At 67.4% G+C, this 26,148-nt stretch carries 24 protein-coding genes; 11 read left to right on the top strand and 13 right to left on the bottom strand.

Annotated elements, in window-relative coordinates:
• Window positions 1-43: 43 nt before the first annotated feature.
• The 3 genes from G0D83_RS03450 to G0D83_RS03460 all read left to right on the top strand — a co-directional run bounded on the left by G0D83_RS03450 (window position 44) and on the right by G0D83_RS03460 (window position 2,367).
• Entirely contained in the window at window positions 44-364 is a 321-nt protein-coding gene (locus tag G0D83_RS03450; protein WP_164189535.1) for a hypothetical protein, read from the top strand.
• 162 nt (window positions 365-526) lie between these two features.
• A complete protein-coding gene (locus G0D83_RS03455; protein WP_164189537.1) occupies window positions 527-1,648 on the top strand; it encodes an isochorismate synthase MenF in 1,122 nt (373 codons plus the stop codon).
• A 56-nt stretch (window positions 1,649-1,704) separates the two neighbouring features.
• Complete coding sequence (locus tag G0D83_RS03460) at window positions 1,705-2,367, top strand: isochorismatase family protein (RefSeq protein WP_164189539.1); 663 nt, start codon at window positions 1,705-1,707, stop codon at window positions 2,365-2,367.
• Window positions 2,368-2,402: 35 nt separating this feature from the next.
• Here G0D83_RS03460 and G0D83_RS03465 read toward each other — a convergent pair whose 3' ends face one another.
• The 5 genes from G0D83_RS03465 to G0D83_RS03485 all read right to left on the bottom strand — a co-directional run bounded on the left by G0D83_RS03465 (window position 2,403) and on the right by G0D83_RS03485 (window position 10,706).
• A complete protein-coding gene (locus G0D83_RS03465) occupies window positions 2,403-3,068 on the bottom strand; it encodes a glutathione S-transferase family protein (protein ID WP_108968348.1) in 666 nt (221 codons plus the stop codon).
• 115 nt (window positions 3,069-3,183) lie between these two features.
• Window positions 3,184-3,840, bottom strand: coding sequence for a monofunctional biosynthetic peptidoglycan transglycosylase (mtgA, locus tag G0D83_RS03470; protein ID WP_370457148.1), 657 nt, complete (start codon window positions 3,838-3,840; stop codon window positions 3,184-3,186).
• Between the two features lie 205 nt (window positions 3,841-4,045).
• Entirely contained in the window at window positions 4,046-8,587 is a 4,542-nt protein-coding gene (gltB, locus tag G0D83_RS03475; RefSeq protein WP_108968345.1) for a glutamate synthase large subunit, read from the bottom strand.
• A gap of 135 nt (window positions 8,588-8,722) precedes the next feature.
• A complete protein-coding gene (locus G0D83_RS03480) occupies window positions 8,723-9,160 on the bottom strand; it encodes a GFA family protein (protein WP_108968343.1) in 438 nt (145 codons plus the stop codon).
• Window positions 9,161-9,266: 106 nt separating this feature from the next.
• Window positions 9,267-10,706, bottom strand: a complete 1,440-nt coding sequence (locus G0D83_RS03485) for an NAD(P)-dependent oxidoreductase (RefSeq protein WP_164189543.1) — start codon at window positions 10,704-10,706, stop codon at window positions 9,267-9,269.
• Window positions 10,707-10,932: 226 nt separating this feature from the next.
• Here G0D83_RS03485 and G0D83_RS03490 point away from each other — a divergent pair, with 226 nt between their 5' ends.
• Window positions 10,933-11,736: an undecaprenyl-diphosphate phosphatase gene (locus tag G0D83_RS03490; RefSeq protein WP_108968339.1), complete on the top strand. Its 804-nt coding sequence runs from the start codon at window positions 10,933-10,935 to the stop codon at window positions 11,734-11,736.
• A gap of 281 nt (window positions 11,737-12,017) precedes the next feature.
• On the opposite strand, the gene rlmH is transcribed toward G0D83_RS03490, so the two are convergent.
• The 4 genes from rlmH to deoC all read right to left on the bottom strand — a co-directional run bounded on the left by rlmH (window position 12,018) and on the right by deoC (window position 16,483).
• A complete protein-coding gene (rlmH, locus tag G0D83_RS03495) occupies window positions 12,018-12,488 on the bottom strand; it encodes a 23S rRNA (pseudouridine(1915)-N(3))-methyltransferase RlmH (protein WP_164189545.1) in 471 nt (156 codons plus the stop codon).
• Between the two features lie 12 nt (window positions 12,489-12,500).
• Entirely contained in the window at window positions 12,501-12,872 is a 372-nt protein-coding gene (gene rsfS, locus G0D83_RS03500) for a ribosome silencing factor (RefSeq protein ID WP_108968335.1), read from the bottom strand.
• 247 nt (window positions 12,873-13,119) lie between these two features.
• Complete coding sequence (locus G0D83_RS03505) at window positions 13,120-15,459, bottom strand: aldehyde dehydrogenase family protein (RefSeq protein WP_164189547.1); 2,340 nt, start codon at window positions 15,457-15,459, stop codon at window positions 13,120-13,122.
• Window positions 15,460-15,490: 31 nt separating this feature from the next.
• On the bottom strand, window positions 15,491-16,483 hold the full coding sequence (gene deoC / locus G0D83_RS03510) for a deoxyribose-phosphate aldolase (protein WP_203594852.1): 993 nt from the start codon (window positions 16,481-16,483) through the stop codon (window positions 15,491-15,493).
• Between the two features lie 352 nt (window positions 16,484-16,835).
• Between deoC and G0D83_RS03515 the strand changes: the two genes are divergently transcribed.
• Complete coding sequence (locus G0D83_RS03515; RefSeq protein ID WP_164189549.1) at window positions 16,836-17,180, top strand: antibiotic biosynthesis monooxygenase; 345 nt, start codon at window positions 16,836-16,838, stop codon at window positions 17,178-17,180.
• A 65-nt stretch (window positions 17,181-17,245) separates the two neighbouring features.
• Here G0D83_RS03515 and G0D83_RS03520 read toward each other — a convergent pair whose 3' ends face one another.
• From G0D83_RS03520 to smpB, 3 genes are all read right to left on the bottom strand, one after another.
• Complete coding sequence (locus G0D83_RS03520) at window positions 17,246-18,430, bottom strand: amino acid aminotransferase (protein ID WP_108968327.1); 1,185 nt, start codon at window positions 18,428-18,430, stop codon at window positions 17,246-17,248.
• Window positions 18,430-19,287, bottom strand: coding sequence for a 3-mercaptopyruvate sulfurtransferase (gene sseA / locus G0D83_RS03525; protein WP_164189551.1), 858 nt, complete (start codon window positions 19,285-19,287; stop codon window positions 18,430-18,432). The genes G0D83_RS03520 and sseA overlap by 1 nt, the downstream gene beginning before the upstream one ends.
• 111 nt (window positions 19,288-19,398) lie before the next feature.
• Entirely contained in the window at window positions 19,399-19,872 is a 474-nt protein-coding gene (smpB, locus tag G0D83_RS03530; RefSeq protein WP_164189553.1) for an SsrA-binding protein SmpB, read from the bottom strand.
• A 237-nt stretch (window positions 19,873-20,109) separates the two neighbouring features.
• Here smpB and puuE point away from each other — a divergent pair, with 237 nt between their 5' ends.
• The 4 genes from puuE to G0D83_RS03550 all read left to right on the top strand — a co-directional run bounded on the left by puuE (window position 20,110) and on the right by G0D83_RS03550 (window position 24,316).
• On the top strand, window positions 20,110-21,522 hold the full coding sequence (puuE, locus tag G0D83_RS03535) for an allantoinase PuuE (RefSeq protein ID WP_164189615.1): 1,413 nt from the start codon (window positions 20,110-20,112) through the stop codon (window positions 21,520-21,522).
• Window positions 21,523-21,527: 5 nt separating this feature from the next.
• Window positions 21,528-22,370 carry a bifunctional allantoicase/(S)-ureidoglycine aminohydrolase gene (locus tag G0D83_RS03540; protein ID WP_164189617.1) on the top strand — a complete coding sequence of 281 codons (843 nt, stop codon included), beginning with the start codon at window positions 21,528-21,530 and terminating at the stop codon, window positions 22,368-22,370.
• Entirely contained in the window at window positions 22,367-22,864 is a 498-nt protein-coding gene (locus tag G0D83_RS03545; protein WP_164189555.1) for an ureidoglycolate lyase, read from the top strand. Before G0D83_RS03540 ends, G0D83_RS03545 begins: the two co-directional genes overlap by 4 nt.
• Window positions 22,865-22,948: 84 nt before the next feature.
• Entirely contained in the window at window positions 22,949-24,316 is a 1,368-nt protein-coding gene (locus G0D83_RS03550; protein ID WP_164189557.1) for a uracil-xanthine permease family protein, read from the top strand.
• 25 nt (window positions 24,317-24,341) lie between these two features.
• Here G0D83_RS03550 and G0D83_RS03555 read toward each other — a convergent pair whose 3' ends face one another.
• Window positions 24,342-24,962 carry a hypothetical protein gene (locus tag G0D83_RS03555; protein WP_164189559.1) on the bottom strand — a complete coding sequence of 207 codons (621 nt, stop codon included), beginning with the start codon at window positions 24,960-24,962 and terminating at the stop codon, window positions 24,342-24,344.
• A gap of 175 nt (window positions 24,963-25,137) precedes the next feature.
• On the opposite strand from G0D83_RS03555, the gene G0D83_RS03560 reads away from it, so the two are divergent.
• Both G0D83_RS03560 and G0D83_RS03565 read left to right on the top strand, forming a co-directional pair.
• Window positions 25,138-25,422 carry a hypothetical protein gene (locus tag G0D83_RS03560; protein ID WP_108968318.1) on the top strand — a complete coding sequence of 95 codons (285 nt, stop codon included), beginning with the start codon at window positions 25,138-25,140 and terminating at the stop codon, window positions 25,420-25,422.
• Entirely contained in the window at window positions 25,394-26,095 is a 702-nt protein-coding gene (locus G0D83_RS03565) for a hypothetical protein (RefSeq protein ID WP_108968317.1), read from the top strand. Before G0D83_RS03560 ends, G0D83_RS03565 begins: the two co-directional genes overlap by 29 nt.
• Window positions 26,096-26,148: the final 53 nt, after the last annotated feature.

Genomic DNA, 26,148 nt, shown 5'->3' on the forward strand with positions numbered 1-26,148 from the left:
GCCCTATGTTGGAACAAGGACCACCCAGGGATCGGAGCCCGCCATGAAAAGCTATGCAGTTGTCTTCGTGATCGGCGCGTTGCTTGTCGTTGCTGGGCTGGCCATGGTCAACCGCAGCCGTACGCCCGGAGGCCACGACCGGGCCGCGACATCTGCGACCCAACCCGAGACCGAACGCTATGCCATGAGCATTGGCCGCCCTGTCGAGCTGACGCAGGGCGAGGTGCAGCAGGTCAAGACGCTCGCCCCAAGCATCGATCCGAGCCGGATCCGCCCGGAGGAGGTCGGCAAGATCCGCGCCATCCTCCACAGCCAGGGCAATGACGCCAACAAGCGCGGGCGGCTCGAGCGCCTGCTGAACTGAGCGGACGGGCGGATAGGGCCGCCGCTGCAATCCCCGCCAAGACTTGTGAATTGACACCCCTCGGCCCCGCGCGGTAGGTCGGGGGCACGCGCCGCCCCGCGGCCCTTTCCACCCACAGCACCCACCGAACCGGCAGGCAGCTCCGAGAACAGGATTTGTTCCTTGAGCGACCTTGCGATTTCGTACCCCATCGGTGCGCCGGACGGCGCCTGCCTTGGCCTGCCCCTGCGCCTCGGAGCGCAGAGCGGCTTTGTCGAGGAGGCCATCTCCGACAGGCTCTGCGCCCTTGCCGCGCGCGGCGGGGCGGTGACCCGGCGTCTCTGCGGTGCCTTCCCCTTCGAGCGCGACCGGCCCGGCTGGCTCTACGCGCTCCGCTCCGAAACTCGCACCGACGCCCTGCCGACCGCCCGGACCGAGGCAGACGCCCGCCCGCTGGCCCTCGATCGCCTGCCATCGCAGGAACGCTACGCCGAGGCGGTGGCCGCGGTGGCGGCGCAGGTGGGGGACCCCGAACATCCGCTCCGCAAGGCGGTGCTGGCCCGGGCGCTCGATCTGCGCACCGACCGGACGCTCGATCCCTTTGCGGTGGCCGCGCGGCTCGGTGCCGATCCGCATGTGACCGCCTATTGCCTGCCGCTCCCCGGCACCCGCGGCGACGCGCGCTGGCTGGTCGGCGCGACGCCCGAGCTGCTGCTGCGCAAGACCGGCGCGGCGATCCGCTCGCACCCGCTTGCCGGATCGGCGCGGCGCCGCGCCGATGCGCGCGACGATGCGCGGGCCAAGGCGGCGCTGCTTGGCTCGGAAAAGGACAATGTCGAGCACCGCGTTGTGGTCGACTACATCCACGACATCCTTGCCCCCTATTGCGCCGAGCTCAGCGTGCCGCAGGCGCCGCAGCTCGATCGCACCGCCAGCATGTGGCACCTTGGCACCTGCATCGACGGGGTGCTGCGCGATCCCGAGACCCCCTGCCTCGAGCTGCTGGCGGCGCTGCACCCGACGCCTGCCGTCGCCGGGGCGCCGCTGACCGAGGCGCTGCAGGCGATTGCCGGGGCCGAACCCTTCGCGCGCGACTTCTACGCCGGCACGCTCGGCTGGGTGGACGGCAGCAACAACGGCGAATGGCACGTCACCCTGCGCTGTGCGATGCTCGAAGGGTGCGAGGCGCGGCTCTTTGCCGGGGCCGGGATCGTCGCCGCCTCGGATCCACTTGAAGAGGTCGCCGAGACCCGCGCCAAGTTCATTGCCATGCGCCGCGCGCTCGGCATCGCCGAGGGCCTGTGAGGCCCGCAAGGCGCAAGTCCGCACGACCCGACACAAAGCCCGCAAGGAAAGCTCCGATGGCCCTTCCGAAGATCCCCGACTACCCGCTGCCCGCGGCCGCCGACCTGCCCAAGTCGCGCGCGCCCTTTGTGCTCGAGCCCGGGCGCGCCGCGCTGCTGGTGCATGACATGCAGCGCTACTTCTGCGCCGCCTTTGGCGCGGATGCCTTCCGCCGCGAGGGCAGCCCCATCGCCGCCGCCGCCGCCAATATCGCGCGGCTGCTGAGCGCCGCTAGAACCGCGGGCGTGCCGGTCTTTTACACTGCGCAGAAGGGCAACCAGTTCCGCCCCGACCGCGGATTGCAGGCCGACCTCTGGGGGCCGGGCATGTCGGCGACGCCCGAACACGAAGAGATCATCCCCGTTCTCGCCCCGGCAGAGGGCGATATCGCGCTGGTCAAGCATCGCTACAGCGCCTTCCAGCGCTCGAACCTCGAGACGCTGATGCGGGCGCGCGGGCGGGACCAGCTGATCATCACCGGGATTTACGCCCATATCGGCTGCCTCGCCACGGCTGCCGAGGCCTTTCAGCGCGACATCGAGCCCTTTTTCGTGGCGGATGCGCTGGCCGACTTCAGCCGCGAGAAACACGATATGGCGCTGGATTGGGTCGCGGCCTGCAGCGGCGTGCCGATGGTCACGGACGCCGTGCTGGCCAGCCTGGAGAGCCCCTCTGGCTGAGGCGGCTGGCGCGCGGGGGCGTGCCCCCGCGCGCCTCAGAAATCGAGATCGGCGTAATGCGCCGGCTGCGGGAAGCCCGGAATCTGGTCGGCAAGGATCGACCGGAAGGCCGGGCGCGACTTGATCTTGGCGTACCAGTCCTTGACCACCGCCGACCGGTTCCAGTCGACATCCGAGATGTAGTCCAGCGAGGACAGATGCGCCGCCGCGGCGAAATCCGCGAGGGTCATCACGTCGCCCGCCAGCCAGCGCCGGTGGTCGAGCAGCCAGGCCATGTAGTCGAGGTGGTACTTGATTGCCTTGGCCCCGGCCTTGACGTTGCTCGAGTCGGGGAACCCGGCCTTCATAATCTTCTTGTTCACCCGCTCGTAGAGCAGCTTCGAGGTCACCTCGTGGTGGAACTTGTCGTCGAACCAGGCGACGAGCCGGCGCACTTCGTAGCGGGCGTCAGGCGAGCGCGGCAGCAGCGAGGGCTCGGGGTATTTCTCCTCGAGCCATTCGCAGATCGCGGCGCTTTCGGACAGGGTCTTGTTGTCGATGCGCAGCACCGGGACCTTGCCTGCCGGGTTTCGGCGCAGGAAGTCGGCCTCCTGCTCCCAGTAGCGTTCCTCGACCAGCTCGCATTCGATCTTCTTTTCGGCGAGGCTCAGGCGAACCTTGCGGCAAAAGGGCGAGAGCGGCACGTGGTAAAGCTTTGCCATTCGAGAAAGCGGCTCCGGGTCTGAGGGAAATCTTTCGCCTGTTTGCCGTGAAACCGGCGGCGATTCAACTGGGGATGGGAACACGGGCGGGTGATGGCCGGGGCGCTGGCCCCGCCTACTCGAAGCAGCGGGCGCGGCCGTCGCGGGCGATCGTCGCCGCCCCGTCGCGGATCTGCGCGGCGCGGCGCTCGACGAAGTTCGAGGGTTTCGAGGCCGAGCGGTCCTTGGGGTCGGGCAGGATCGCCGCGAGCCGGGCCGCCTGGGTGGCGCTCAACTGCGACGGCGCGACGCCGAAGTAGTGCTGCGAGGCGGCCTTGAGGCCGAAGACGCCCTCGTCGAACTCGGCGATGTTCATGTAGACCTCGAGGATGCGCCGCTTTGGCCAGAGTGCCTCCATCAGCGGGGTGAGCGCCGCCTCGAGCGCCTTGCGCGGCCAGCTGCGGCCCTGCCAGAGGAAGGCGTTCTTCACCACCTGCTGGCTGATCGTCGAGGCGCCGCGATTGCCGCCCTCGGCGATGGCCGCGCGGATCGCCCGCATGTCAAAGCCCCAGTGGGTGCAGAAATTGGCGTCCTCGGCGGCCACCAGCGCCCGCAGCGCGACGGGGGCCACATCCTCGGCATCGACCCAGTCGTAGTCCACCGGGCTGCCGAGCCGCCGCCCCTCGCTCCACATGTAGAAGCTGCCGGGAGGGTTCACGAAGCGGTAGGAGAACACCGCGAGGCAGAGCAGCAGCGCCAGCGCCACCGCGGCCTGCACGGCGCGCGTCACCACAAAGCGCAGCGGCCTCGGGCGCCGTGCGGTCTTGCCAGATCCCTTTGCGGGTGTCTTCGATTTGCTTTTGGTCGTCTTTGCTGCTCGCGCCATGGCGCAGATCTACACGTCCGCGCGCGCGCGGAAAAGCACTCTGCGTCGGGACGGAACGGAAAACGCCCGGACCTCGGGTCCGGGCGCTTCGGCTTTCCACAAGCGGGCGGGCTTATTCCGCCGGCACCGCCACATCGCTCTCGATGCCCAGCGGGTGCGGGATCTTGTTGAGCATTTCGGTCGGGCAGACCTGCACGAAGTTGGCCTTCTCGCGCTCCCAGTTCTGCAGGATATCGAGCGCCTTGCGGCTGCCGGTCTCGGTCGCGTGACGCTCCACGAGGGCCTTGAGGTCGGCTTCCCAATGCGCTTCGGTCACGGGGCAGGTCACCAAGCTCTCCATGTTCATCAGGTCCGGGGACAGTCCCTCTGGATCATAGAGATAGGCCATGCCGCCGGTCATGCCGGCGCCGAAGTTGGCGCCGATCGGGCCGAGGATCACGGCGGTGCCGCCGGTCATGTACTCGCAGCCGTTGGTGCCGCAGCCCTCGACCACCACTTTCGCGCCCGAGTTGCGGACCGCGAAGCGCTCGCCCGCCTTGCCGGCGGCGAAGAGGTAGCCGTCGGTGGCGCCATAGAGCACGGTGTTGCCGATGATCGTGTTGTTCGACGCGGTGAGCGGCGACATCATCGGCGGGCGCACCACGATGGTGCCGCCAGACAGGCCCTTGCCGACATAGTCGTTGGCATCGCCCGACACTTCCAGCTTGAGCCCCGGAGCCGCGAAGGCACCCAGCGACTGGCCGGCAGAGCCGGTGAGCTTGACGTGCAGGTGGTCGGGCTGCAGCGCGTTGCGCATGCCAAACTTGCTGACGATATGGCTCGAGGTGCGCGTGCCCACGGTGCGGTGCGTGTTCTGCACCGCGTAGGAAAGCTGCATCTTCTCGCCGTCCTGCAGGAAGCGGCTGCCGTCGCGGACGATTTCGGCGTCGAGCGTGTCGAGCACCTCGTTGCGGCCCTTGTTGCGGTCGTAGACGATGTCGTCGGCCCCATCCACACGGATCAGCAGCGGATTGAGGTCGAGGTCATCGAGATGCTCGGCACCCCGGCTGACCTGGCTCAAGAGGTCGGCGCGGCCGATCACCTCGTTGAGCGAACGCGCCCCGATCGAGGCCAGGATCTCGCGCACCTCGGTGGCGTAGAAGGTGATCAGGTTCACCACCTTCTCGGCATTGCCGGTGAACTTGTCGCGCAGCTCGGGGTCCTGGGTGCAGACGCCCACCGGGCAGGTGTTCGACTGGCACTGGCGGACCATGATGCAGCCCATGGCGATCAGCGCGGCGGTGCCGATGCCGAACTCCTCGGCGCCGAGCATCGCGGCCATGACAATGTCACGCCCGGTGCGCAGCCCGCCGTCGGTGCGCAGCGTCACGCGGTCGCGCAGCTTGTTCATCGCGAGCACCTGATGCGCCTCGGTCAGGCCCATCTCCCACGGCAGACCCGCGTATTTGATCGAGGTCGCCGGCGAGGCGCCGGTGCCGCCATTGTGGCCCGAGATCAGGATGATGTCGGCCTTGGCCTTGGCAACGCCCGCGGCGATGGTGCCGACGCCCGAAGAGGCCACCAGTTTCACCGTCACCTTGCAGCGCGGGTTGATCTGCTTGAGATCGTAGATCAGCTGCGCGAGGTCCTCGATCGAGTAGATGTCGTGGTGCGGCGGCGGCGAGATCAGCGTCACGCCCTCGGTCGAGTGGCGCAGACGGGCGATCAGCTTGGTCACCTTCATGCCGGGCAGCTGGCCGCCCTCGCCGGGCTTGGCGCCCTGCGCGACCTTGATCTCGAGTTCCTCGCAGTGATTGAGATACTCGGCGGTAACGCCGAAGCGGCCCGAGGCCACCTGCTTGACCTTCGCCGAGGGGTTGTCGCCGTTCGGCTCGGGCACGAAGTGTGCCGGATCCTCGCCGCCCTCACCGCTGTCGGACTTGGCGCCGATGCGGTTCATCGCGACGTTCAGCGTCTTGTGCGCCTCGGGCGAGAGCGCCCCCAGCGACATGCCCGGCGTCACGAAGCGCTTGCGGATCGAGGTGATGGATTCCACCTCCTCGAGCGGGATCGCCTCGCCGATCGGCTTGATGTCCAGCAGGTCGCGCAGGTGGATCGGCGGGTTGGCCCGCATCGCCTTGGAGTAGGTCTTCCACAGCTCGTAGCTGGCCTTGTTGCAGGCGGCCTGCAGCAGGTGCATGTTCTGCGCGCCCCAGGCGTGGGTCTCGCCGGACTTGCGGGCCTTGTAGAAGCCGCCGATGGGCAGCACGTCGCGGCCCCCCTTGAAGCCAAGCGCGTGGACCTCTTCCGCCTTCTGCTGGATGCCGTGCACGCCGATGCCCGAGATCCGCGACAGCATGCCGGGGAAATACTCGGCACACATGGCGCGCGACAGGCCCACGGCCTCGAAGTTGAGACCGCCGCGGTAGGAAGAGATCACCGAGATGCCCATCTTCGACATGATCTTCAGCAGGCCCTGGTCGATGGCTTCGCGGTAGCGTGCCACGGCCTCGGTCAGGGTGCCTTCGATCAGGCCGCGCGAGATGCGGTCTGCGATGCTGTCCTCGGCCAGATAGGGGTTCACGATGGTCGCGCCGCAGCCGACGAGCACCGCGAAGTAATGCGGGTCGATGCATTCCGCCGAGCGCACACCCAGCGAGCAGAACGTCCGCAGACCCTTTTTGGTCAGCCAGCTGTGCACGGCCGAGGTGGCGAGGATCATCGGCATGGCGACCTTGCCATCGCCCTGGTGATGATCGGTCAGCACGATGTGGCCGCCGCCCGAGCGCACGGCATCCTCGGCCTCGGCCCGGATGCGGGCCAGCCCGTCACGCAGCGCGCCCTCGCCGGCATCGGCGGGGAAGGTACAGTCGATCTCGACCAGGCCCTGCGCGAAGTGATGGGTCAGCTCGTCAAACTGCGCGTTGGCGACGAAGGGCGTGTCGAGCACGAGGATTTCGGTCTGCGCCGAGCTCTCGTCGAGCACGTTCTTGAGGTTGCCGAAGCGGGTCTTGAGCGACATCACGCGGAATTCGCGCAGGCTGTCGATCGGCGGGTTGGTCACCTGGCTGAAGTTCTGGCGGAAGAAGTGGCTGAGCGGGCGGTACTTCTTGGACAGAACCGCCGAGGGCGTGTCGTCGCCCATCGAGGCGAGCATTTCCTTGCCGTCCTCGGCCATGGCCGAGAGCGACTGCTCGAGTTCCTCGATGCTGTAGCCCGCGGCGATCTGGCGCTTCCGCAGCTCGGCGCCCGAGAAGAGCGGCTTCTCGGTGACCTTGCCGAGGCTCTCGTCGAGCTCGGTGATCTTGCCGACCCATTCGCCGAAAGGCTGGGACGAGGCGAGGCGATCCTTGATCTCGGTGTCGCGGTAGAGCTTGCCCTCTTCCATGTCGACGGCGATCATCTGGCCCGGGCCAAGCGCGCCCTTTTCACGCACGGTCGACTCGTCGACCGGGACCATGCCCGCCTCGGAGCCCGCGATTAGCAGCCCGTCGCCGGTGACGACATAGCGCATCGGGCGCAGGCCGTTGCGGTCGAGACCGCCGCAGACCCAGCGGCCGTCGGTCATCGCGAGCGCCGCCGGGCCGTCCCAGGGCTCCATCACCGAGTTGACGTAGGAATACATGTCGAGCCAGGCCTGCGGCAGTTCCACCGCCTGCTTCGACCAGGCCTCGGGGATCAGCATGGTCTTGGCCATCGGCGCGTTGCGCCCGGCGCGGACCAGCACCTCGAACACCGCATCGAGCGCGGCGGAGTCCGATGCCCCGGTCGCGATGATCGGCTTGATGTCCTCGGCCATCTCTCCGAAGGTCGCCGAGGCCATGCGGATCTCGTGCGACTTCATCCAGTTGGTGTTGCCCTTGATGGTGTTGATCTCGCCGTTGTGGGCAAGCATCCGGAAGGGCTGGGCCAGCCACCACTGCGGGAAGGTGTTGGTGGAATAACGCTGGTGGTAGATCGCGAAGGCGGATTCGAAGCGCTCGTCCTGCAGGTCCGGGTAGAAGACGGCGACCTGCTCGGCCAGCATCATGCCCTTGTAGATGATCGACCGGCACGACAGCGAGGCGATGTAGAGCCCGTTGATGCCCGCGGCGGCCGCAGCCTTCTCGATGCGGCGGCGGATGACGTAGAGCTCGCGCTCGAAGGTTTCCTCGTCCACGCCCTTGGCGTTGGAAATGAGGATCTGCTCGATCTCGGGGCGGGTCGCGTTGGCCTTTTCGCCAAGGCAGTCCACGCTCACCGGCACGTGGCGCCAGCCGTAGATGTAATGGCCCATGCGCAGCACTTCGGTTTCGACGATGGTCCGGCAGGTTTCCTGCGCGGCAAAGTCGGTGCGCGGCAGGAAGACCTGGCCGACGGCCATCAGCTCGTCCTTGCGCGGCGCGTGGCCGGTGCGCTCGATCTGGTCGTAGAAGAAGCTGACGGGGATCTGCACGTGGATGCCCGCGCCGTCGCCGGTCTTGCCGTCGGCGTCCACGGCGCCGCGGTGCCAGATGGCCTTCAGCGCGGTGATGCCCGCCTCGACAACCTTGCGCGACGGTTTCCCGTCGATGGAGACCACAAGGCCGACGCCGCAGGAAGAGTGTTCATGCTCTTCGCGGAACAGGCCGTTCTCCTCCATCCACTTGCGCTTGGCTTCCTCTGCGGCAACCCAGTTGGCGTCGAAAGTGGTCATGGCTTAGCACCTCCATGGAAGGCCGCTTGCACGGCCGGGATACGTGGCTGGCGCAGGTCGCGCCGAATGAGATGGCGCCTCATCGCGCCGGAAATCTGTCTTGCGGCTCAGGCGCCGCTTGTTCGGTCTTGCGGCTCAGGCGCCGCTGACGTCCGCCCCGAATTTCTTCAGCGTCTCGGCGCGGGTGTATTTCGGATGGGCCCCGGTGAGGCCCCAGCTGTCGGGCTTTTCGTCGGCGAAGATCTCGCTCTTCATCTCGAAGCCGTTGCCATCGTCGAGCAGCCCGAGGCAGACCTCGTACTCTCCTGCCCCGTCCTCACCCTTGTCGTAGCGGTACCAGAGCACCGAGCCGCAGGTGCCGCAGAAATGCCGCGAGGCCCAGCTCGAGCTGCGGAAGCTGCGGATCGCCTCGGCGCCCTCGATCTCAATCGCCGTCTCGGGCACGTTCACTGCAAAGAGCGCCGATCCGGCCCAGCGGCGGCACTGCTCACAATGGCAGACGCCGAAATTGCCGCACTCGGTCACGGTGAAGCGCACCGCGCCGCAAAGGCATTGTCCGGTCTTCTGCGTCATGCACCGCTCCTTTTTCGGCAAGGGTCAGCAGTGCTGACCTCTGTTCGGACGTGAGGTTCAAGGGATGCACGCCCCATGTGCATGGGATGTGCTGGGGAGGTGGGCCTTACTCGGCGGCGATCGCGGCGAGCTTTTCGAAGTCCTTGAGCACGTGCTCGGCACAGTCGCGGCCGTCACGGATCGCCCAGACCACGAGGCTGGCACCGCGCACGATGTCGCCCACGGCATAGACGCCCGGCAGCCCGGTCCGGCCCGAGGTGAACTCGGCCTTCACGGTGCCCCAGCGGGTGACTTCCAGCTCTGGCGCGCCCCAAAGGGTCTGCAGGTCCTCGGCCTCGAAGCCGAGCGCCTTGATCACCAGGTCGGCGGGCTCTTCGTAGTCGGCGCCTTCGATCACCTCGGGCGACTGGCGGCCGGTGGCGTCGGGCAGCCCGAGGCGCATTTTCTGGACCATCACCGCCTCGACGACCTCGTCGCCCTTGAAACCCTTCGGCGCGGTCAGCCACTCGAACTGCACGCCTTCTTCCTCGGCGTTGGCGGTCTCGCGCTGGCTTCCCGGCATGTTGGCACGGTCGCGGCGGTAGAGGCATTTCACGCTCTCGGCGCCCTGGCGGATCGCGGTGCGCAGGCAGTCCATGGCGGTGTCGCCGCCGCCGATGACCACGACCTTCTTGCCCTTGGCGTTCAGCTCTCCGCTTTCGAACTCGGGCACGGTGTCGCCGAAGTTGGCGGTGCGGTTCGAGGCGGTGAGATAGTCGATCGCCTTGACGATGCCCTTGGCGCCAGCGCCCGGACCACGCAAGTCGCGCGACTTGTAGACGCCGGTGGCGATGATCACCGCGTCATGCTGGTCGCGGATCTCGTCGAAGCTCATGTCCTGCCCGACATTGCAGTTGAAGACGAAACGCACGCCGCCGTCCTCGAGCTGCTTGATGCGGCGCATGACCACGTCCTTCTCGAGCTTGAAGCCCGGAATGCCATAGGTCAGAAGGCCGCCGCCGCGATCGTAGCGGTCATAGACGATGACCTGCACACCTGCGCGGCGCAGCATGTCGGCGGCCGCAAGCCCGCCCGGGCCCGCACCGATGATGCCGACGCTCTCGGCGCGCTCGACCGCGGGTGCGGCGGGCTTCACCCAGCCCTGCTCCCAGGCGGTGTCGGTGATGTATTTTTCGACAGAGCCAATGGTCACGGTTCCGTGACCAGATTGTTCGATCACGCAGTTGCCTTCGCACAGACGGTCCTGCGGGCAGATGCGGCCGCAGATTTCCGGGAAGGTGTTGGTGGCCTGGCTGATCTCGTAGGCTTCTTCCAGACGGCCGGTCGCGGTGAGGTTCAGCCAGTCGGGGATGTTGTTGTGCAGCGGGCAATGGGACTGGCAATAAGGCACACCGCATTGGCTGCAGCGGCTCGCCTGCTCTTCGGCCTTGGCCTTTGCGAACTCAGCGTAAATTTCGTCGAAGTCGTGGCTGCGGACACTCGCCTCCCGCTTCTCGGGCATGTCGCGCTCGATCTTCACGAATTTCAGCATGGGTTGCTTTGCCATGATGCCTTGTCTCCAAGCAAATCAATCGGTCGGGCTTCCTTACTTAAAGTCGAAACGGAATAAAAGTCATACATGCTGACCTATAATGATAAAATTCTGCTCGTTGGCGCCTGACGCCCACCATTTCAGTCAAAAAATAGGTCCGGAAACGGACCAAATTGCCTCTTTCCCCCTGAAATCCAAGAATCTATAGCAAAAGTGGCTATCCAAGCGGAGACCTGCGTCCATGCCCCTGTCTCAACTGATTATTCTCGCGCTCATCCAGGGCATCACCGAGTTTCTCCCGATTTCCTCCTCCGGTCACCTGATTCTCCTCCCCGGGCTGACCGGCATGGAAGACCAGGGGCAAGTGATCGACGTAGCGGTGCACGTCGGTACGCTCTTTGCGGTGGTGCTCTATTTCTGGTCGGACGTGCGCGAGGGGCTCGCGGGCATCCCGCGCATGCTGACCGGCAAGATCGATACGCCCGGCTCCAAGCTCGCCTTCCTGCTCGCCGTTGCCACGGTGCCGGTGATCCTCGTCGGGCTGATCCTCAACATCACCGGCCTGTCGGACATGCTGCGCTCGATCGCGGTGATTGGCTGGACGATGCTGATCTTCGGGATCGTGCTCTGGTGGGCCGACCAGAAGGGCCCTGAGGTGAAGACCGAAGCGGACTGGAACCTGAAGGACGCGGTCAAGCTCGGCCTTTGGCAGGCGGTGGCGCTGATTCCGGGCACCTCGCGGTCGGGCATCACCATCACCGGCGCGCGCCAGCTCGGCTACAAGCGCCATGACGCGGCGAAGATCTCGATGCTCATGTCGATCCCGACGATCTTTGCCTCGGGTGTGCTGCTCGGCGCCGAGGTCATCGGCACTGCCGATGCGCAGGCGGCCAAGGACGGCGCCATCGCCGCGGGCTTCGCCTTTGTCTCGGCCCTGCTGGCCCTGACGCTCATGATGCGACTGCTGCGCTCGGTGAGCTTCACCCCCTACGTGATCTACAGGGTGATCCTCGGAGCGGTTCTGCTGGTCATCGCCTATAGCTGATCCCGGAGCAGAGCCCCAACGCGCCCCCGGACATGGGAAGGCCCCGGAGTTCGGGGAAACTCCGGGGCCGTTGAACTACCCGGGACCGGCGGGGGAGCCGGCAGGGACAGTAGAAAGGGCAGTCAACCTCGCTCGTCTTCACAGCTGCGCGACGGTGCGATAAGTGCAGCTAAATCAGGGATTTCGGTGTTTGCAACGCGGGGTTTGCGTTCGCGCGGATTCTCGCCGTGGGCGAGTCGCCCTATAGGCGGGAACCTGCCGACATCGACATCGGCACAAAGTCATACGCGGTGGTAAGGGCTGCCTGCCAAAATGGACGCTGCGCGGTAGAGCTGTTCGGACAGCATGACCCTGACCAGCATGTGCGGCCAGACCATATGGCCGAAGCTCAGCGCCATGTCGGCCTCGGCCCGCAGCGAGGGATCGAGTCCATCCGCCCCGCCGATGACGAAGGCCAGATCGCCCGTGCCGCCATCGCGAATTTCGCCGAGCCGCTGCGCGAAGTCCGGCGAGCTCATCAGCTTGCCGCGCTCATCGAGGATGCACAGCCGGGCTCCCGAAGGAATCGCCTTGCGCAGCAGCGCCGCCTCGGCGGCCATGCCGCCGCCCTTGCGGTCCTCGACCTCGGTGACCGTCACCGGCCCCAGGCCAAGCGCCCGCCCGGTGCGGTCGAAACGCTTGAGGTAATCGTCAATCAGATCGCGCTCGGGGCCAGACCGAAGCCGGCCCACGACGCAGAGGTGCACACGCATAAGCGCTCCCGGTCAGGTCGCGCTCTGGGCCACCTTGCCCAGCGGCATCCACATCTTCTCGAGCTGGTAGAACTCGCGGACCTCGGGCCGGAACACGTGGACGATCACGTCGCCCGCGTCGATCAGCACCCAGTCGCCGGTCTCTTCGCCCTCGGTCTTGCACAGGACGCCCAGCTCATGTTTCAGATCCTCGGCGAGCTTCTGCGCGATCGCGGCCACCTGTCGCGACGAACGTCCCGAGCAGATCACCATATGGTCGCAGACGGAGGTCTTGCCGCGCAGGTCAATCTGCACGGTCTCTTCCGCCTTGTTGTCGTCGAGAGACTTGAGGACGGCGGCAAGAATAAGCTCGCTCGTGACCTCGGTGTGGGGCAGCCCGCTCATGGGCATCCCCGCAACAGCGGCACCGGCCGCATCGGCAGTAAGTGACAGGACATTGTCCTCCTTCATGGCACGCGCCGAATGTGACCCCGGCGCCGGGCCCTTATAAGATAGCATCGGAGAGGGCTTTTCTCAACGTTGCGGCGAAAGATCGCCCCTTATCCGGGACAGCAGGCTGATTCAACGCCTAAAACGGTGGGGCGCGACAAGGCGCCCCACACGCGACTCGGGCTCCGGGACGGGGCGCCGCTCAGGCGCCCCAGGGGATCCACACCGTCTGAACCTCGGTCGCCGCCTCGAGGAAGCTCTCGCCCTCCCCCGCTGCCGAGGCCCAATCGCGGGCGTTGCCGTCGTTCACCCAACTGCGTTTGAGGTTGCCCGCGGCACCCGCCTCGAGGGTCTTAGACAGGTCCGACGACGAAAAGCTCCACACCGCCTCGACGTCCATGTGGCTGGCAAGCGTCGGCGCAAGCTCCTCGTGCGGGCCGGTGAGGATGTTGACCACCCCGCCCGGCAGATCCGAGGTGTCGAGCACCTGGTAGAAATCCGTCGCCGCCAGCGGGAAGGGCTCGGAGGCGACCAGCACCACGCGGTTGCCCATGGCGATGGCCGGGGCCATGACCGACACGAGCCCCAGCAGCGGCGCCTCGTCGGGGCAGAAGGCACCGATCACGCCGGTGGGTCGGCGCAGCGACAGCGCGGTGCCGCGCAGCGGCACGGGTTTCACCGCCCCTTCGTACTTGTCCGCCCAGGCCGCATAGGTGAAGAGCCGGTCGACCGAGGCTTCGACCTCTGCCGCGCCCCCGTTGCCGCCGGTCATGGAATCGATCCGCGCCGCGAACTCCCCCGCCCGCGCCTGCAGGTTCTCGGCGATGAAGTAGATCACCTGCGCGCGGTTGTGGGCCGTGGCCGAGGACCAGCCCGACGCGCCCCGCGCCGCTTCGACGGCGTTGCGGATGTCCTTGCGCGACGAGATCGGCGCCTGCCCCAGCAGTCGGCCCTTGCGGTCGTAGATGTTCTGCGCGTAGCCGCTGTCGGGCCGCGCCTGTTTGCCGCCGATGTAGAGCTTGGCGGTACGATCGACGTCCTGCGGCTCGGCCTTCTCGCCCGCGAAGGCCTCGACCTTCTTTAGCGACGCGGCCTTGCCGGCGGGGCGGGTATAGGCCGCGAGGCCCTCCCAGCCGCCTTCCCGGCCAAAACCGCTCTCGCGCAGCCCGCCGAAGGGCGCCGCCGCATCGAACATGTTGCTGCCGTTGACCCAGACCACCCCGGCCTCGAGTTTCGGCGCAATATCAAGCGCGGTGTTGATGTTCTCGGACCAGACCGAGGCGGCCAGCCCGTAGCGCGTGTTGTTGGCGATCTGCACCGCCTCCGACGGCGTGCGGAAGGTGGTCGAGACAAGCACCGGGCCGAAAATCTCTTCCTGCATCAGCAGCGAGGCGGGGGAGAGGCCGGTAACCAACGTCGGGGCGATGAAGCAGCCCTCGGGCGCGGCGCAGCCTGTGTAGACCTCGCCTTCGCCCACGGCCTTCTGCATCAGCGCCTCGATCCGCGCCTTCTGCTCGGGATCGACGATGGCCCCGATATCGATGCACTTGTCGAGCGGATCGCCCAGGCGCAGCTTGTCCATCCGCGCCTTGAGCTTGTCGTGGAAGCGCTCGGCGATGCCCTCCTGCACCAGAAGGCGCGAGCCGGCGCAGCAGACCTGCCCCTGGTTGAACCAGATCGCATCCACCAGCCCCTCGACCGCGCTGTCGAGATCGGCATCCTCGAACACCACATAGGCCGACTTGCCGCCCAGCTCGAGCGTCAGGGACTTGCCGCTGCCGGCGGTGGCCGCACGGATCTTGCGGCCCACCTCGGTCGAGCCGGTGAAGGCGATCTTGTCGACCTCTGCGCCCACGATCATCTCGCCCACGGCGCCGTCGCCGGTGACGATGTTGACCACGCCCTTGGGCAGACCCGCCTGCTGGCAGAGGTCTGCAAAGCACAGCGCGCTCAGCGAGGTCCATTCGGCGGGCTTCAGCACCACGGTGTTGCCCATGGCCAGCGCCGGGGCAATCTTCCAGGCGAGCATCAGCAGCGGGAAGTTCCACGGCACGATCTGGCCGCAGACCCCCAGCGGCTCCTGCCCCGGCAACTCGGCGTCCATCAGCTGCGCGCAGCCGGCGTGATAGTAGAAGTGCCGCGCCACGAGGGGGATGTCGATGTCGCGGCTCTCGCGGATCGGCTTGCCGTTATCGAGCGTTTCCAGCACCGCCAGCAGCCGCGAATGCTTCTGCACCAGCCGCGCCAGCGCGTAGAGGAAGCGCGCCCGGCCCTTGCCCCCCAGCTTGGCCCATCCCGGCTGCGCCGCGCGCGCGGCCTTGACCGCCGCATCGACATCGCCCTGCGTCGCCTGCGTCACCTCGGCCAGCACCTCGCCGGTGGCGGGATTGCGGCTTTCGAAGGTCTTGCCCGGCTTGGTGAAGCCGCCATCGATGAAGCACCCAAAGCGCGAGCCCTGATCCACGATCCAGCTCAGCGCATCCGCGGCGCTCTCGGGCGCGGGTCCATAATCCATGCTCTCGAAGATCTCTTTCACGCTCATGTCCGTCGTCTCCAGTTCCGCAGATGCGCCATCAGCTCGTGGCGTGGCGCCAGGAGGCCGAATAGGCCCCGGTCACGTGATGTTCGAGCTGCCGCTCGATGTCGCCCAGCAGCGAGGAGGCGCCGAAGCGATAGAGGTCCGGCCGCAGCCAGCGGTCGCCGAGCTCTTCCTTGACCAGCGCCAGGTAGGTCACCGCGTCCTTGGCCTTGGAGATGCCGCCCGCCGGCTTGTAACCGACGCGATAGCCGGTTTCCTCGTGGTACTCGCGGATGGCGCGCATCATCACGAGGCTGACCGGCAGCGTGGCGTTGACGCTTTCCTTGCCGGTCGAGGTCTTGATGAAATCGGCGCCCGCCATCATGCAGACCATCGACGCCCGCGCCACGTTCTGCAGCGTGCCCAGCTCGCCGGTGGCGAGGATCGCCTTCACGTGCGCCTCGCCGCAGGCTTCGCGAAAGGCGCGCATCTCGTCGTAGAGCGCCTGCCAGTCACCGGTCAGCACGTGGCGGCGCGAGATGACGATGTCGATCTCCCTGGCACCGGCCTTGACGCTCTCGGTGATCTCGGCGACGCGCAGATGGAAGGGTGAGAGCCCCGCCGGAAAACCCGTCGAGACCGCCGCCACCGGAATGCCGCTGCCCTCGAGCGCCTCGACGGCAGGGGCGATCATGTCGTGGTAGACGCAGACCGCGCCCACGGTCAGCCCCTCGAGCCCCAGCGCGTCGAGGAGATCCGCCCGCACCGGCTGTCGTGCCTTGGCGCAGAGCCGCGCCACGCGTCCCGGCGTGTCGTCGCCCGCAAGCGTGGTCAAATCGATGCAGGAAATTGCCCGTGCGAGCCAGGCCGCCTGGTAGTCCTTCTTCACCGAGCGCCGCCCGGGCAGGGTCGCGGCGCGGCGCTCGATCGCCGAACGGTTGGCGGTTGCGCGCATCACCCGGTCCATGTCGAGCGGCATGCCCGGATTGCGCGGCTCGTGGAGCTGCGGCACAAGGCTGGTTTCGGATCGGCTCATCGTCTCGGTCATCACTGGGGTCCTCCGGCGGGAAGGGTCGCACGGCCCCCGCACTTGGGCAAGCGGGCCAGCCTTGCGGATACGTGTCAAACCCCCGCGCGGCAAGCGGATCGTGCTGGCCGGGAACCGCCCGACCGCGAAAGCCCGCGCTTTGCCATGCGCGCGCCGCAGAGATCAACCCCCGGGCGCGACCCCCGGCAGGCCGCCGCCGCCCTGCCTCGGCGCCGCGCCCTGCACCTTCTTCTCTTTTCAAATACGCAAGTGCCCCCTGCCAAACCGGGCACCGCGCGGCAGGCACGCCCCGCTACCGGCTTGCAAACCGCGCCTCTGGGCCGGAAAGCTGGCCGACAAAGAGGAGACAGTCATGATCGCAATCATCTTCGAGGTCATCCCCGCCGAAGGGCGCAAGGAGCAATACCTCGACATCGCCGCCGCCATGCGTCCCATGGTCGAGGAGGTCGAAGGGTTCATCTCGGTCGAGCGCTTCCAGAGCCTCACCAACCCCGACAAGCTGCTCTCGCTCAGCTTCTTCGAAGACGAGGCGGCGGTGCAGCGCTGGCGGACCCTCGCCGCGCATCGCGGCGCACAGAAGGCCGGGCGCGAGGGCATCTTCGCGGGCTATCGGCTGCGGGTCTGCCAGGTGCTGCGCGACTACGGCATGGAGGACCGGGCCGAGGCGCCGCAGGACAGCCACGCGACGCATGGCTGAAACGCGAAACGCGGGCCCGAAGGCCCGCGCTCGAGACACTTGCCGTTTGCGTCGGCGTCCGGGGCTCAGCAGCCAGCCTTGATGATGGCCTCGGCGAGGATCGGCACGGTGGTCTTGTTGAGGCCCGCGATGTTCAGGCGCGAGTCTCCGACCATGTAGATGCCGTGATCACGGCGCATGGTCTCGACCTGCTCAGGCGTCGCGCCAAGACGCGAGAACATGCCGCGGTGCTGGGCGATGAAGCCAAAACGGTCCGAGCCCGACAGGCGCTGCAGCTCGGAAGCAAGCTGCTCGCGCAGCCCCAGCATCGACAGGCGCACCTCCTCGAGCTCGGCGGCCCAGTCGGCGCGCAGCTCGGGATCGGTCAGAACCATGGTCACCAGCCGCGCGCCGTGGTCGGGCGGGAAGGAGTAGTTCTGCCGGTTGAGGTAATTCAGCGTGCCCTGGTTCAGCTTCTTCGCCGAGGCATCCTGGCTGACGGCCATCAGCAGGCCCGTGCGCTCGCGGTAGATGCCGAAGTTTTTCGAGCAGGAGGCCGCGATCAGGCACTCGGGCACCGAGGAGGCAACGAGGCGCACGCCGGCGGCGTCTTCCTCGAGACCGTCGCCGAAGCCCTGGTAGGCGATGTCGATCATCGGCGTGCCCTGCTTTTCCAGCAGCAGCTGGGTCACGGCCTTCCACTGCGAGATGTTCAGGTTGGCGCCGGTGGGGTTGTGGCAGCAGCCGTGCAGCAGCACCACGTCGCCCGGCAGCACCTGCTGCAGATCGGCGATCATGCCGATGAAGTCCACGCCGCGTGTCTCGGCGTCGAAATAGCGGTAAGGGACGATCTGCAGGCCCATGTGCTTGAGGATCGACAAGTGGTTCGGCCAGGTCGGGTCCGAGACAAAGACGCGCGCCTTGGGGTTGGCCATCTTGATCATGTCGAAGGCCTGGCGCACGGCGCCGGTGCCGCCCGGAGTCGCGGCGGCGGCAATGTTCTCGCGTGGGACAGCGTCGCCCAGCACCAGCGTCGACAGCGCCTCGGCAAAGGCCGGGTCGCCGGCGAGGCCGGTGTAGGCCTTGGTGGTCTCACTCTCCCAGAGCTGCTTTTCCGCCGCCTTGATGGCGCGCATGACCGGCGTGTTGCCGCTGGCGTCCTTGTAGACGCCGACCCCGAGGTCGACCTTTTGCGTGCGCGGGTCTTCCTTGAAGGCCTGCATCAGCATCAGGATCTTGTCGGCGGGTTGCTCTTTCAGAGTTTCGAACATCAGTCCTCTCCGGTGGCGACGGGCAGCGTGGGGAATTGCCCCCACTCGGTCCAGGACCCGTCATAAAGGGCGTGGTCTGTCTTGCCGAGGCGTGTCAGGGCAAGGCTCAGGATGGCGGCGGTGACCCCCGAGCCGCAGCTGGTGATCGCCGGCTTGCCTAGATCGACGCCGGCGCTCTCGAAGGCGGCGCGCAGCGCCTCGGGCGACTTCATCGTCTGGTCGGGGTTGAGCAGCGTGCCGAAGGGCACGTTCTTGGAGCCGGGAATATGGCCCGAGCGCAGGCCCGGGCGCGGCTCGGGCACCTCGCCGCGGAAGCGGGCAGGGGCGCGGGCGTCGAGGATCTCGTGGTCGCGCAGCTTCGAAGCGGCAGAGACCTGTGTGACGTCCTTCACCAGGTGGTTCTGGCGGCGCACCATCATGTGGCGGTCGCGGATGACGGGGGGCAGATCCTCGACCTCGCGCCCCTCGGACTGCCATTTCGGCAGGCCGCCGTCGAGCACGGCGATGTCGTCATGTCCCATGAGCTTGAACAGCCACCAGACGCGGGCGGCAGAGAAGAGGCCGGTGCCGTCGTAGACGACGATCTGATGGCCGTCGCCGACTCCGAGCGCGCGCATGCGGGACATGAACTTGTCCACGGGGGGCACCATGTGCGGCAGTTCCGAGCGCAGGTCGGAGATCTCGTCGATGTCGAAGAAGCGCGCGCCCGGAATGTGCGCGGCCTCGTACTCGGCCTTGGGATCGCGTCCCGAGCCGGGCATGTACCAGCTCGCGTCGAGCAGGCGCAGGTCCGGATCCTTCAGGTGGCGCGCCAGCCAGTCGGTCGACACGAGCGTCTTGGGGTCGTCACTTGCCATCACCTCTCCCCGGGGCAGTCAGCATCGCCTCGTCTCTAAGGTGCCGGCTGCGGACTCGCAAGGGTGCGATGGGGCGGCGCCGAGCCCACGCGCGGAGATTCGGTCGCAGGGTCAGCCGCGTTCCTTGAGCAGCCGCTGCTTCTGGCGGTTCCAGTCGCGCTTAGCCTCGGTCTCGCGCTTGTCGTGGTTCTGCTTGCCCTTGGCGATGCCGATCTTCAGCTTCACCATGCCCTTGTGATTGAAATACATGACCAGCGGCACGATGGTCATGCCCTTGCGCTGGGTCTCGTTCCAAAGCCGCGACAGCTCTTTCTTGGAGACCAGCAGCTTGCGGCGGCGGCGCTCCTCGTGCGGGAACATGGCGCGGGTGTAGGGCGCGATGTAGGAGTTCACTAGCCACAGTTCACTGTCCTCCACCGCCGCGTAGCTCTCGGCGATGTTGGAACTGTTCTCGCGCAGGCTCTTGACCTCGGAACCGGTGAGGATGATGCCGCACTCGATATCGTCCTCGATCGCGTAATCGAAGCGTGCGCGCCGGTTCTCGGCGATGATCTTGTAGTTGGGGTCGGACTTCTGCTGGGCCATGATGGGTGCACATAGGGGCTGCGAGGCGCTCTGTCCATATGCAGGGCGCGCAAGCCCGCCGGAGGGACCGCCGCCGCCGCGCGCCGCGGGGTGTTCGGGAGCAGATGATCTTGCTCCTTTTTTCAGCGGTGCTAACAGGGAAGGCAAGGTGCGCGCTGTGCCGCGGGGCTTTGCGGTTCCGCCCGAGCCGGCACGCCAGTATCGACAGGAGACCACCCCATGCCAGAGGACCGGCAAATGCAGCGCTACCCCCGCAACATGATCGGCCACGGACCCGACCGCCCCGACGCGCAATGGCCCGGCGGTGCAAAGATCGCCGTGCAATTCGTGCTGAACTACGAAGAGGGCGGCGAGAACTGCGTCCTGCACGGCGACGCGGCCTCGGAGGCGTTCCTGTCGGACATCGCGGGCGCGGCGCAATGGCCGGGCCAGCGCCACTGGAACATGGAATCGATCTACGAGTACGGCGCCCGCGCCGGCTTCTGGCGGCTGCACCGGCTGTTCACCGGCTACGATATCCCGGTCACCATCTACGGCGTCGCCACCGCCCTCGCCCGCTCGCCCGAGCAGGTCGAGGCGATGAAGGACGCGGGCTGGGAGATCGCCTCGCACGGGCTGAAGTGGGTCGAGCACAAGGACATGCCCGAGGCAGAGGAGCGCGCCTCCATCGCCGAGGCGATCCGCCTGCACACCGAGGTTGTCGGCGCGCCGCCGCGCGGCTGGTACACCGGGCGCTGCAGCGAGAACACCGTGCGGCTGGTCGCCGAGACCGGGGCGATGGACTACGTCTCGGACACCTATGACGACGACCTGCCCTACTGGCTGGAGGTCGAGGGCCGCGAGCAGCTGATCATCCCCTACACGCTCGAAGCCAACGACATGCGCTTCGCCACCTCGCCGGGCTGGATCGAGGGCGAGATGTTCTTCACCTACCTCAAGGACGCCTTCGACACGCTGATTGTCGAGGGCGAGGCGGGCAAGCCTGCGATGATGTCGGTCGGCCTGCACTGCCGCCTGATCGGCCGCCCGGGCAAGATCGCCGGGCTGAAGCGCTTTCTCGACTATATCGGAGGCTTCGAGGGGGTCTGGACCCCGACCCGGTTGGAGATCGCCGAGCATTGGGCCAAGACCCACCCGCCGAAGACCGGCCCGCGTCCCTCGACCATGGACCGCGACACCTTTGTCGGCACCTTCGGCGGCATCGTCGAGCATTCGCCCTGGGTCGCCGAGCGCGCCTTCGAGCTGGAGCTCGGCGCGGCGCATGACCGGCCGGCGGGGCTGGCCAATGCCCTCGCCCGGGTGTTGCGCACTGCCTCACGCGAGGAACGGATGGGCGTGCTGCAGGCACACCCCGACCTCGCCGGCAAGCTGGCCGAGGCGAAGCGCCTGACCGAGGACAGCACCGCCGAGCAGGCCAGCGCCGGGCTCGACGCGCTGACCGATGCCGAACGTGCGCGCTTCACCGAGCTCAACACCACCTATGTCGAGAAGCACGGCTTCCCCTTCATCATCGCGGTGCGCGACCACGACAAGGCGGGCATCCTCGCCGCCTTCGAGCGCCGCATCGCCAATGATACCGACACCGAGTTCGCCGAGGCCTGCCGACAGGTCGAACGCATCGCCCGCCTGCGCCTGGAGGCCCTCCTGTGAGCATCATGGACACCCCCCGCAGCTATGCCTTCCCGCCCGCCGGCATGCCCCCGCGCGAGGACAACCCTCACGGCGCCGCGGTCTTCACCACCGCCTATGCCTTCATCCCCGCCGGCACGATGCGCGACATCGTCAGCTCGCTGCTGCCGGGCTGGCAGCACACCCGCGCCTGGATCATCGCCAAGCCGCTCTCGGGCTTTGCCGAGAGCTTCGCGCAATACGCGGTGGAGCTGGCTCCGGGTGGCGGCAGCGAGGCACCCGAACCCGATGCGCAGGCGCAGGCGGCGCTGCTGGTCACGGAGGGCACCGCGCGGCTGACCGTCGGCGGCACGGAGTACGATCTGCGCGCGGGCCACGTCGTCTACCTGCCGCCGAGCTCCGGCTGGACACTGTGGAACGGCGGCGAGACGCCCTGCAAATTCCACTGGATCCGCAAGCGCTGGGAGGCGGCGCCGGGTGTCTCGGTGCCGCCGGTGATCGTCACCCATGACGAGGAGGTCCCGGTAAACTGGATGACCGGCTGCGAGGAGCTCTGGGGCACCCAGCGCTTCTTCGATCCCGCCGACATCCGCCACGACTTCCACGCCAACATCGTCACCTTCGGCAAGGGCGGGCGCATCCCCTTCGCCGAGACCCACGTGATGGAACACGGGCTCTACGTTCTGGAGGGGCGCGCGCGCTACCTGCTCAACCAGGACTGGGTCGAGGTCGGCCCCGGCGATTTCATGTGGCTGCGCGCCTTCTGCCCGCAGGCCTGCATCGTCGACGAGAGCGAGCGCTTCCGCTACCTGCTCTACAAGGACGTCAACCGCCACGTCTCGCTGGCCCCGGTGGGGGCGGCGCGATGAGGGAGATCGCCGCGCGCCCGCTGACCGCCGAGGGCTTCGCGCCCTATGGCGAGGTGCTCGAGGTGAAGGGCACCCCCGACAAGATCATCAACCAGGGGCTCTGCGGGCGGCACCACGACCGCGCCGCGCTGGACTTCGGCCCCGAGGGCCGGGCAGGCATCAGCCTCTTCGACGCCGAGCCGCGCGCCCTGCCCTATACGCTGGAACTGGTCGAGCGGCACCCCGAGGGCAGCCAGGCCTTCCTGCCGATGCACCAGAACGAGTGGCTGGTGATCGTCGCCGACCCCGGGTCCGGCGCGAACGAGGGACCCGGCGAGGCGCACGCCTTCCTCGCCGCGCCGGGACAGGGGATCAACTTTCACCGGGGCACCTGGCACGGGGTGCTGACGCCACTGCAGGCGCCGGGGCTCTTTGCCGTGGTCGACCGAATCGGCGCGACACCCAACCTTGAAGAACACTGGCTGGAGGCGCCGCTGCTGATCACCCGGGGCTGACGGCCCCTCCCCCGCACAGACGCCCGGCAGAGGCGGCGGGTCATCTCATACCCACTACGCAACACCGACGAGGGAGACTATGGCATGACTGACGCAACCGCCCCCAAGGGCCACCCAATCGGCACACCCGACCAGCTGATGGACCCCGACTACATGCCGCCGCTCGGCAAGGCGGTGCCGCTGGGGCTGCAGCACGTGATGGCGATGTTCGCCTCGAACGTCACCCCGGCGATCATCATCGCCGGGGCCGCGGGCTTCGGCTACGGATCGAACAGCCCCGACTTTCCCAACATGATCTACATGATCCAGATGGTGATGCTCTTTGCAGGCATCGCCACGCTGTTCCAGTCGATCGGCTTCGGCAGGGTCGGCGCGCGGCTGCCGATCGTGCAGGGCACCTCCTTTGCCTTTCTGCCGGTGATGATCCCGGCGGTGGCCGGTCAGGGAATTGCGGGCATGGCCGGGCTGATGACCGGCATCGTGATCGGCGGGATCTTCCACTTCTGCCTCGGCTTCGTCGTCACCCGGATCCGCCACGCGCTGCCGCCACTGGTCACCGGGCTGATCGTGCTGATGATCGGCCTCGCGCTGCTCAAGGTCGGCATCCAGTATGCCGCGGGCGGCGTGCCGAAACTGGGCACGCCGGAGTTCGGCAGTCTAGCCATGTGGCTGCCCGCGCTCGTCGTGATCTTGGTGACGCTGGCGGTGAAGTTCTTCACCCGTGGGCTTCTGGCGCTCTCGGCGGTGCTGGTCGGGCTGGTCGCGGGGTACCTCGTGTCGCTGGCCATGGGCCAGGTCAGCTTCGGCAGCGTCGCCAACGCGCCGGTCTTCGAGCTGCCCATGCCCTTCCGCTGGGGCATCGAGTTCAACTTCGCGATCATCCTCGGCATGTGCTTCATGGCGGTCATCTCGGCGATCGAGACCGTGGGCGACGTCTCGGGCATCACCAAGGGCGGCGCCGGGCGCGAGGCCACCGACAGGGAAATCGGCGGCGCGACCTTTGCCGACGGTCTCGGCACCGCGGTGGCGGGGGTCTTTGGCGGGCTGCCCAACACCTCGTTCAGCCAGAATGTCGGTCTGATCTCGATGACCGGGGTCATGAGCCGCCACGTGGTCACCATCGGCGCGCTCTTCCTGATCCTCTGCGGGCTAGTGCCAAAGGTCGGCGCGGCGGTCTCGACCGTGCCGATCAACGTGCTCGGCGGCGCGGTCATCGTGATGTTCGGCATGGTCTGCGCGGCGGGGGTCAACATGCTTTCCGAGGTGGTGTGGAACCGCCGCAACATGGTGATCTTCGCGATCTCGCTCTCGGTCGGTTTCGGGCTGCAGCTCGAGCCCACGGCGCTGCAGCACCTGCCCAAGACGGCACAGGTGCTGCTGACCTCCGGACTGCTACCGGCGGCGGGTCTGTCGATCCTGCTCAACCTTCTGCTGCCCGAAGACCTTCACTGAGGGGCGATCTTTCTGGTCGGCGCACTCAGTTGCGCCGACCGTCGTAGTGCCGATCATGCTGCCCACCGGGGTGCCAAGCGCCATGCCGGTCGTGGCCATTGCCGGCGCCACGGCCGCCGATGCGCCAGCCCGCCTTCTGGAGGCATTGCGCCGAGAAAACGTGCTCCTTGTCCTTGCCGATGCGGAGCTTCTTCTCGCAGCGGTCAGGCAGGGCGTCGGTGCGGATCGCGGCGCTGCGCAGGCAGGAGCGTTGCATCACCGCGCCCCGCTCGCCGCGCACCTCGCGCAGGCAGGCCCCCGGCAGAACCCCCTTCGGCCGCGCGTGTGACGGCTGCGCAAACTGCCCGTGACGGTCCTCGAAACGGTAGGGGCGCGGCAGGTGGGGCCGCGGATCGGGGGCGCGCCAGGAGTGCTCCTGCTGCGCCGCCTGAAGCTGCAGGGCCTTGGTCCTTTCCTTATCCTTCCTGTCGCGCTCGCGGTCCGCCTCGCGCGCCTCGCTGACCGCCTTGCCGATCATGTAGACGAGGGCCGCCCCGCCGATGACCTTGGCCACGTCCCGCGCCTCGGCGGCGCGGAGCGGGGCGGCGGAAAACCCGGTGACGACGAGCGAGGCGGCGAGCACGCCGGCGATGAACTTCCTGGACATGGGCTGTCTCCTTGGGGAACCTGTGGGCATCACGGCGGCTGCCGCGATCTCTCCCGACCCTCGGCCCACCCCGGAAAAACAGGCAATATCTCTCCGATGTTATCGGATATCCTGCACCTATCCGTCCGGGGCTATTGAATTGCGCCCGCCGCGCGCTCAGTCTCCCCCTATGAACATGCCGTTTCTCGCCCTCTCGTTCTCGCTCGCCCTCGGTGCCACTGCGGCGCAGGCCGAGTGCTATGCGGAGTACAAGGCCAAACAGGACGACCCGCTGCGCCTGCAGTACGGCATCGCCCTTCTGCCGACGGAAGCCTGCCCGTCGAAGAACACCGCGGCCGCGCAGCTGGAAATCCGGCTCGACCGCAACGGCTGGACGCTGCTGAGCGTCGTCGCCCTGTCCGAACAGCCGCCCTCGGAAGAAAAGAAGAAGAATGCCGGCGAGTTCTATCTCCGCTACTGACGCCCGCCGCGCAGGCGGGCGCATCGTCACCCTTGGCATCGCCGCGATCGTCGCCCTGCTGGTCCTTGCCGGCGGGCTGCTCATGCTCACCCTGCCCGATGGCAACGCCTTCAACGCGCGGGTCGAACGGATTTTCGTCGAGCATGACCTCACCGCCCAGGCCGAGGTGAAGCTGCTGGAGATCCTCGCGCTGTCGGGCACCGCCTTTGCCGACACGCTGGCGAGCTACCGCATGGTGATCTTCGTGCTGCTGGTCTTCGCCGCCGCAATGCTGGTGGCCGCGCTGGTCTTCCTGGTGATGCTGGCGGGGATGAACCGGCGCATGGCGCAGATCGAGCGCTCGGGCATCCAGGTCAGTTCACTGATCATCAGCCGCGAAGAGAACATGGTCTATCTCAACACCATGGGCTTCAAGCTGACCGCGGCGATGATCGAGACACTCTCGGTCCTGGCCGAGGCGCGGATGGACGACGAGACCCTGACCGGCGCGCAGATCGAGGGGATGATCTCGGGCCGCGATCCCAGCGATTGCGAAGAGGCCGCCGGGGCGACGCGGATCAAGCGCCTCCGCGACGGTCTGGGCAACCAGATGGTCAGCGAGCTTTTGGTGCGCAACATCGCCCGCAAGGGCTATCACCTGGCCATCGACAAGGACGTGATCGAAGTCGTCTGAGCGCCGCCGCGCAGCGGCAGCGGCGCAGCCGCAACGACGGGTTTTCGCCGCAC

It is taken from the genome of Salipiger sp. PrR003, assembly GCF_010500785.1.
Lineage (GTDB): Bacteria > Pseudomonadota > Alphaproteobacteria > Rhodobacterales > Rhodobacteraceae > Salipiger > Salipiger pacificus_A.

Bases quoted from the DNA above. Each gene is read 5' to 3' on its own strand.
- G0D83_RS03450 (WP_164189535.1), top strand. From the start codon at position 44: ATGAAAAGCTATGCAGTTGTCTTCGTGATCGGCGCGTTGCTTGTCGTT.
- G0D83_RS03460 (WP_164189539.1), top strand. From the start codon at position 1,705: ATGGCCCTTCCGAAGATCCCCGACTACCCGCTGCCCGCGGCCGCCGAC.
- G0D83_RS03465 (WP_108968348.1), bottom strand. From the start codon at position 3,068: ATGGCAAAGCTTTACCACGTGCCGCTCTCGCCCTTTTGCCGCAAGGTT.
- gltB (WP_108968345.1), bottom strand. From the start codon at position 8,587: ATGACCACTTTCGACGCCAACTGGGTTGCCGCAGAGGAAGCCAAGCGC.
- G0D83_RS03480 (WP_108968343.1), bottom strand. From the start codon at position 9,160: ATGACGCAGAAGACCGGACAATGCCTTTGCGGCGCGGTGCGCTTCACC.
- G0D83_RS03485 (WP_164189543.1), bottom strand. From the start codon at position 10,706: ATGGCAAAGCAACCCATGCTGAAATTCGTGAAGATCGAGCGCGACATG.
- G0D83_RS03490 (WP_108968339.1), top strand. From the start codon at position 10,933: ATGCCCCTGTCTCAACTGATTATTCTCGCGCTCATCCAGGGCATCACC.
- rlmH (WP_164189545.1), bottom strand. From the start codon at position 12,488: ATGCGTGTGCACCTCTGCGTCGTGGGCCGGCTTCGGTCTGGCCCCGAG.
- rsfS (WP_108968335.1), bottom strand. From the start codon at position 12,872: ATGAGCGGGCTGCCCCACACCGAGGTCACGAGCGAGCTTATTCTTGCC.
- G0D83_RS03505 (WP_164189547.1), bottom strand. From the start codon at position 15,459: ATGAGCGTGAAAGAGATCTTCGAGAGCATGGATTATGGACCCGCGCCC.
- deoC (WP_203594852.1), bottom strand. From the start codon at position 16,483: ATGACCGAGACGATGAGCCGATCCGAAACCAGCCTTGTGCCGCAGCTC.
- G0D83_RS03515 (WP_164189549.1), top strand. From the start codon at position 16,836: ATGATCGCAATCATCTTCGAGGTCATCCCCGCCGAAGGGCGCAAGGAG.
- G0D83_RS03520 (WP_108968327.1), bottom strand. From the start codon at position 18,430: ATGTTCGAAACTCTGAAAGAGCAACCCGCCGACAAGATCCTGATGCTG.
- sseA (WP_164189551.1), bottom strand. From the start codon at position 19,287: ATGGCAAGTGACGACCCCAAGACGCTCGTGTCGACCGACTGGCTGGCG.
- smpB (WP_164189553.1), bottom strand. From the start codon at position 19,872: ATGGCCCAGCAGAAGTCCGACCCCAACTACAAGATCATCGCCGAGAAC.
- puuE (WP_164189615.1), top strand. From the start codon at position 20,110: ATGCAGCGCTACCCCCGCAACATGATCGGCCACGGACCCGACCGCCCC.
- G0D83_RS03540 (WP_164189617.1), top strand. From the start codon at position 21,528: ATGGACACCCCCCGCAGCTATGCCTTCCCGCCCGCCGGCATGCCCCCG.
- G0D83_RS03545 (WP_164189555.1), top strand. From the start codon at position 22,367: ATGAGGGAGATCGCCGCGCGCCCGCTGACCGCCGAGGGCTTCGCGCCC.
- G0D83_RS03550 (WP_164189557.1), top strand. From the start codon at position 22,949: ATGACTGACGCAACCGCCCCCAAGGGCCACCCAATCGGCACACCCGAC.
- G0D83_RS03555 (WP_164189559.1), bottom strand. From the start codon at position 24,962: ATGTCCAGGAAGTTCATCGCCGGCGTGCTCGCCGCCTCGCTCGTCGTC.
- G0D83_RS03560 (WP_108968318.1), top strand. From the start codon at position 25,138: ATGCCGTTTCTCGCCCTCTCGTTCTCGCTCGCCCTCGGTGCCACTGCG.
- G0D83_RS03565 (WP_108968317.1), top strand. From the start codon at position 25,394: ATGCCGGCGAGTTCTATCTCCGCTACTGACGCCCGCCGCGCAGGCGGG.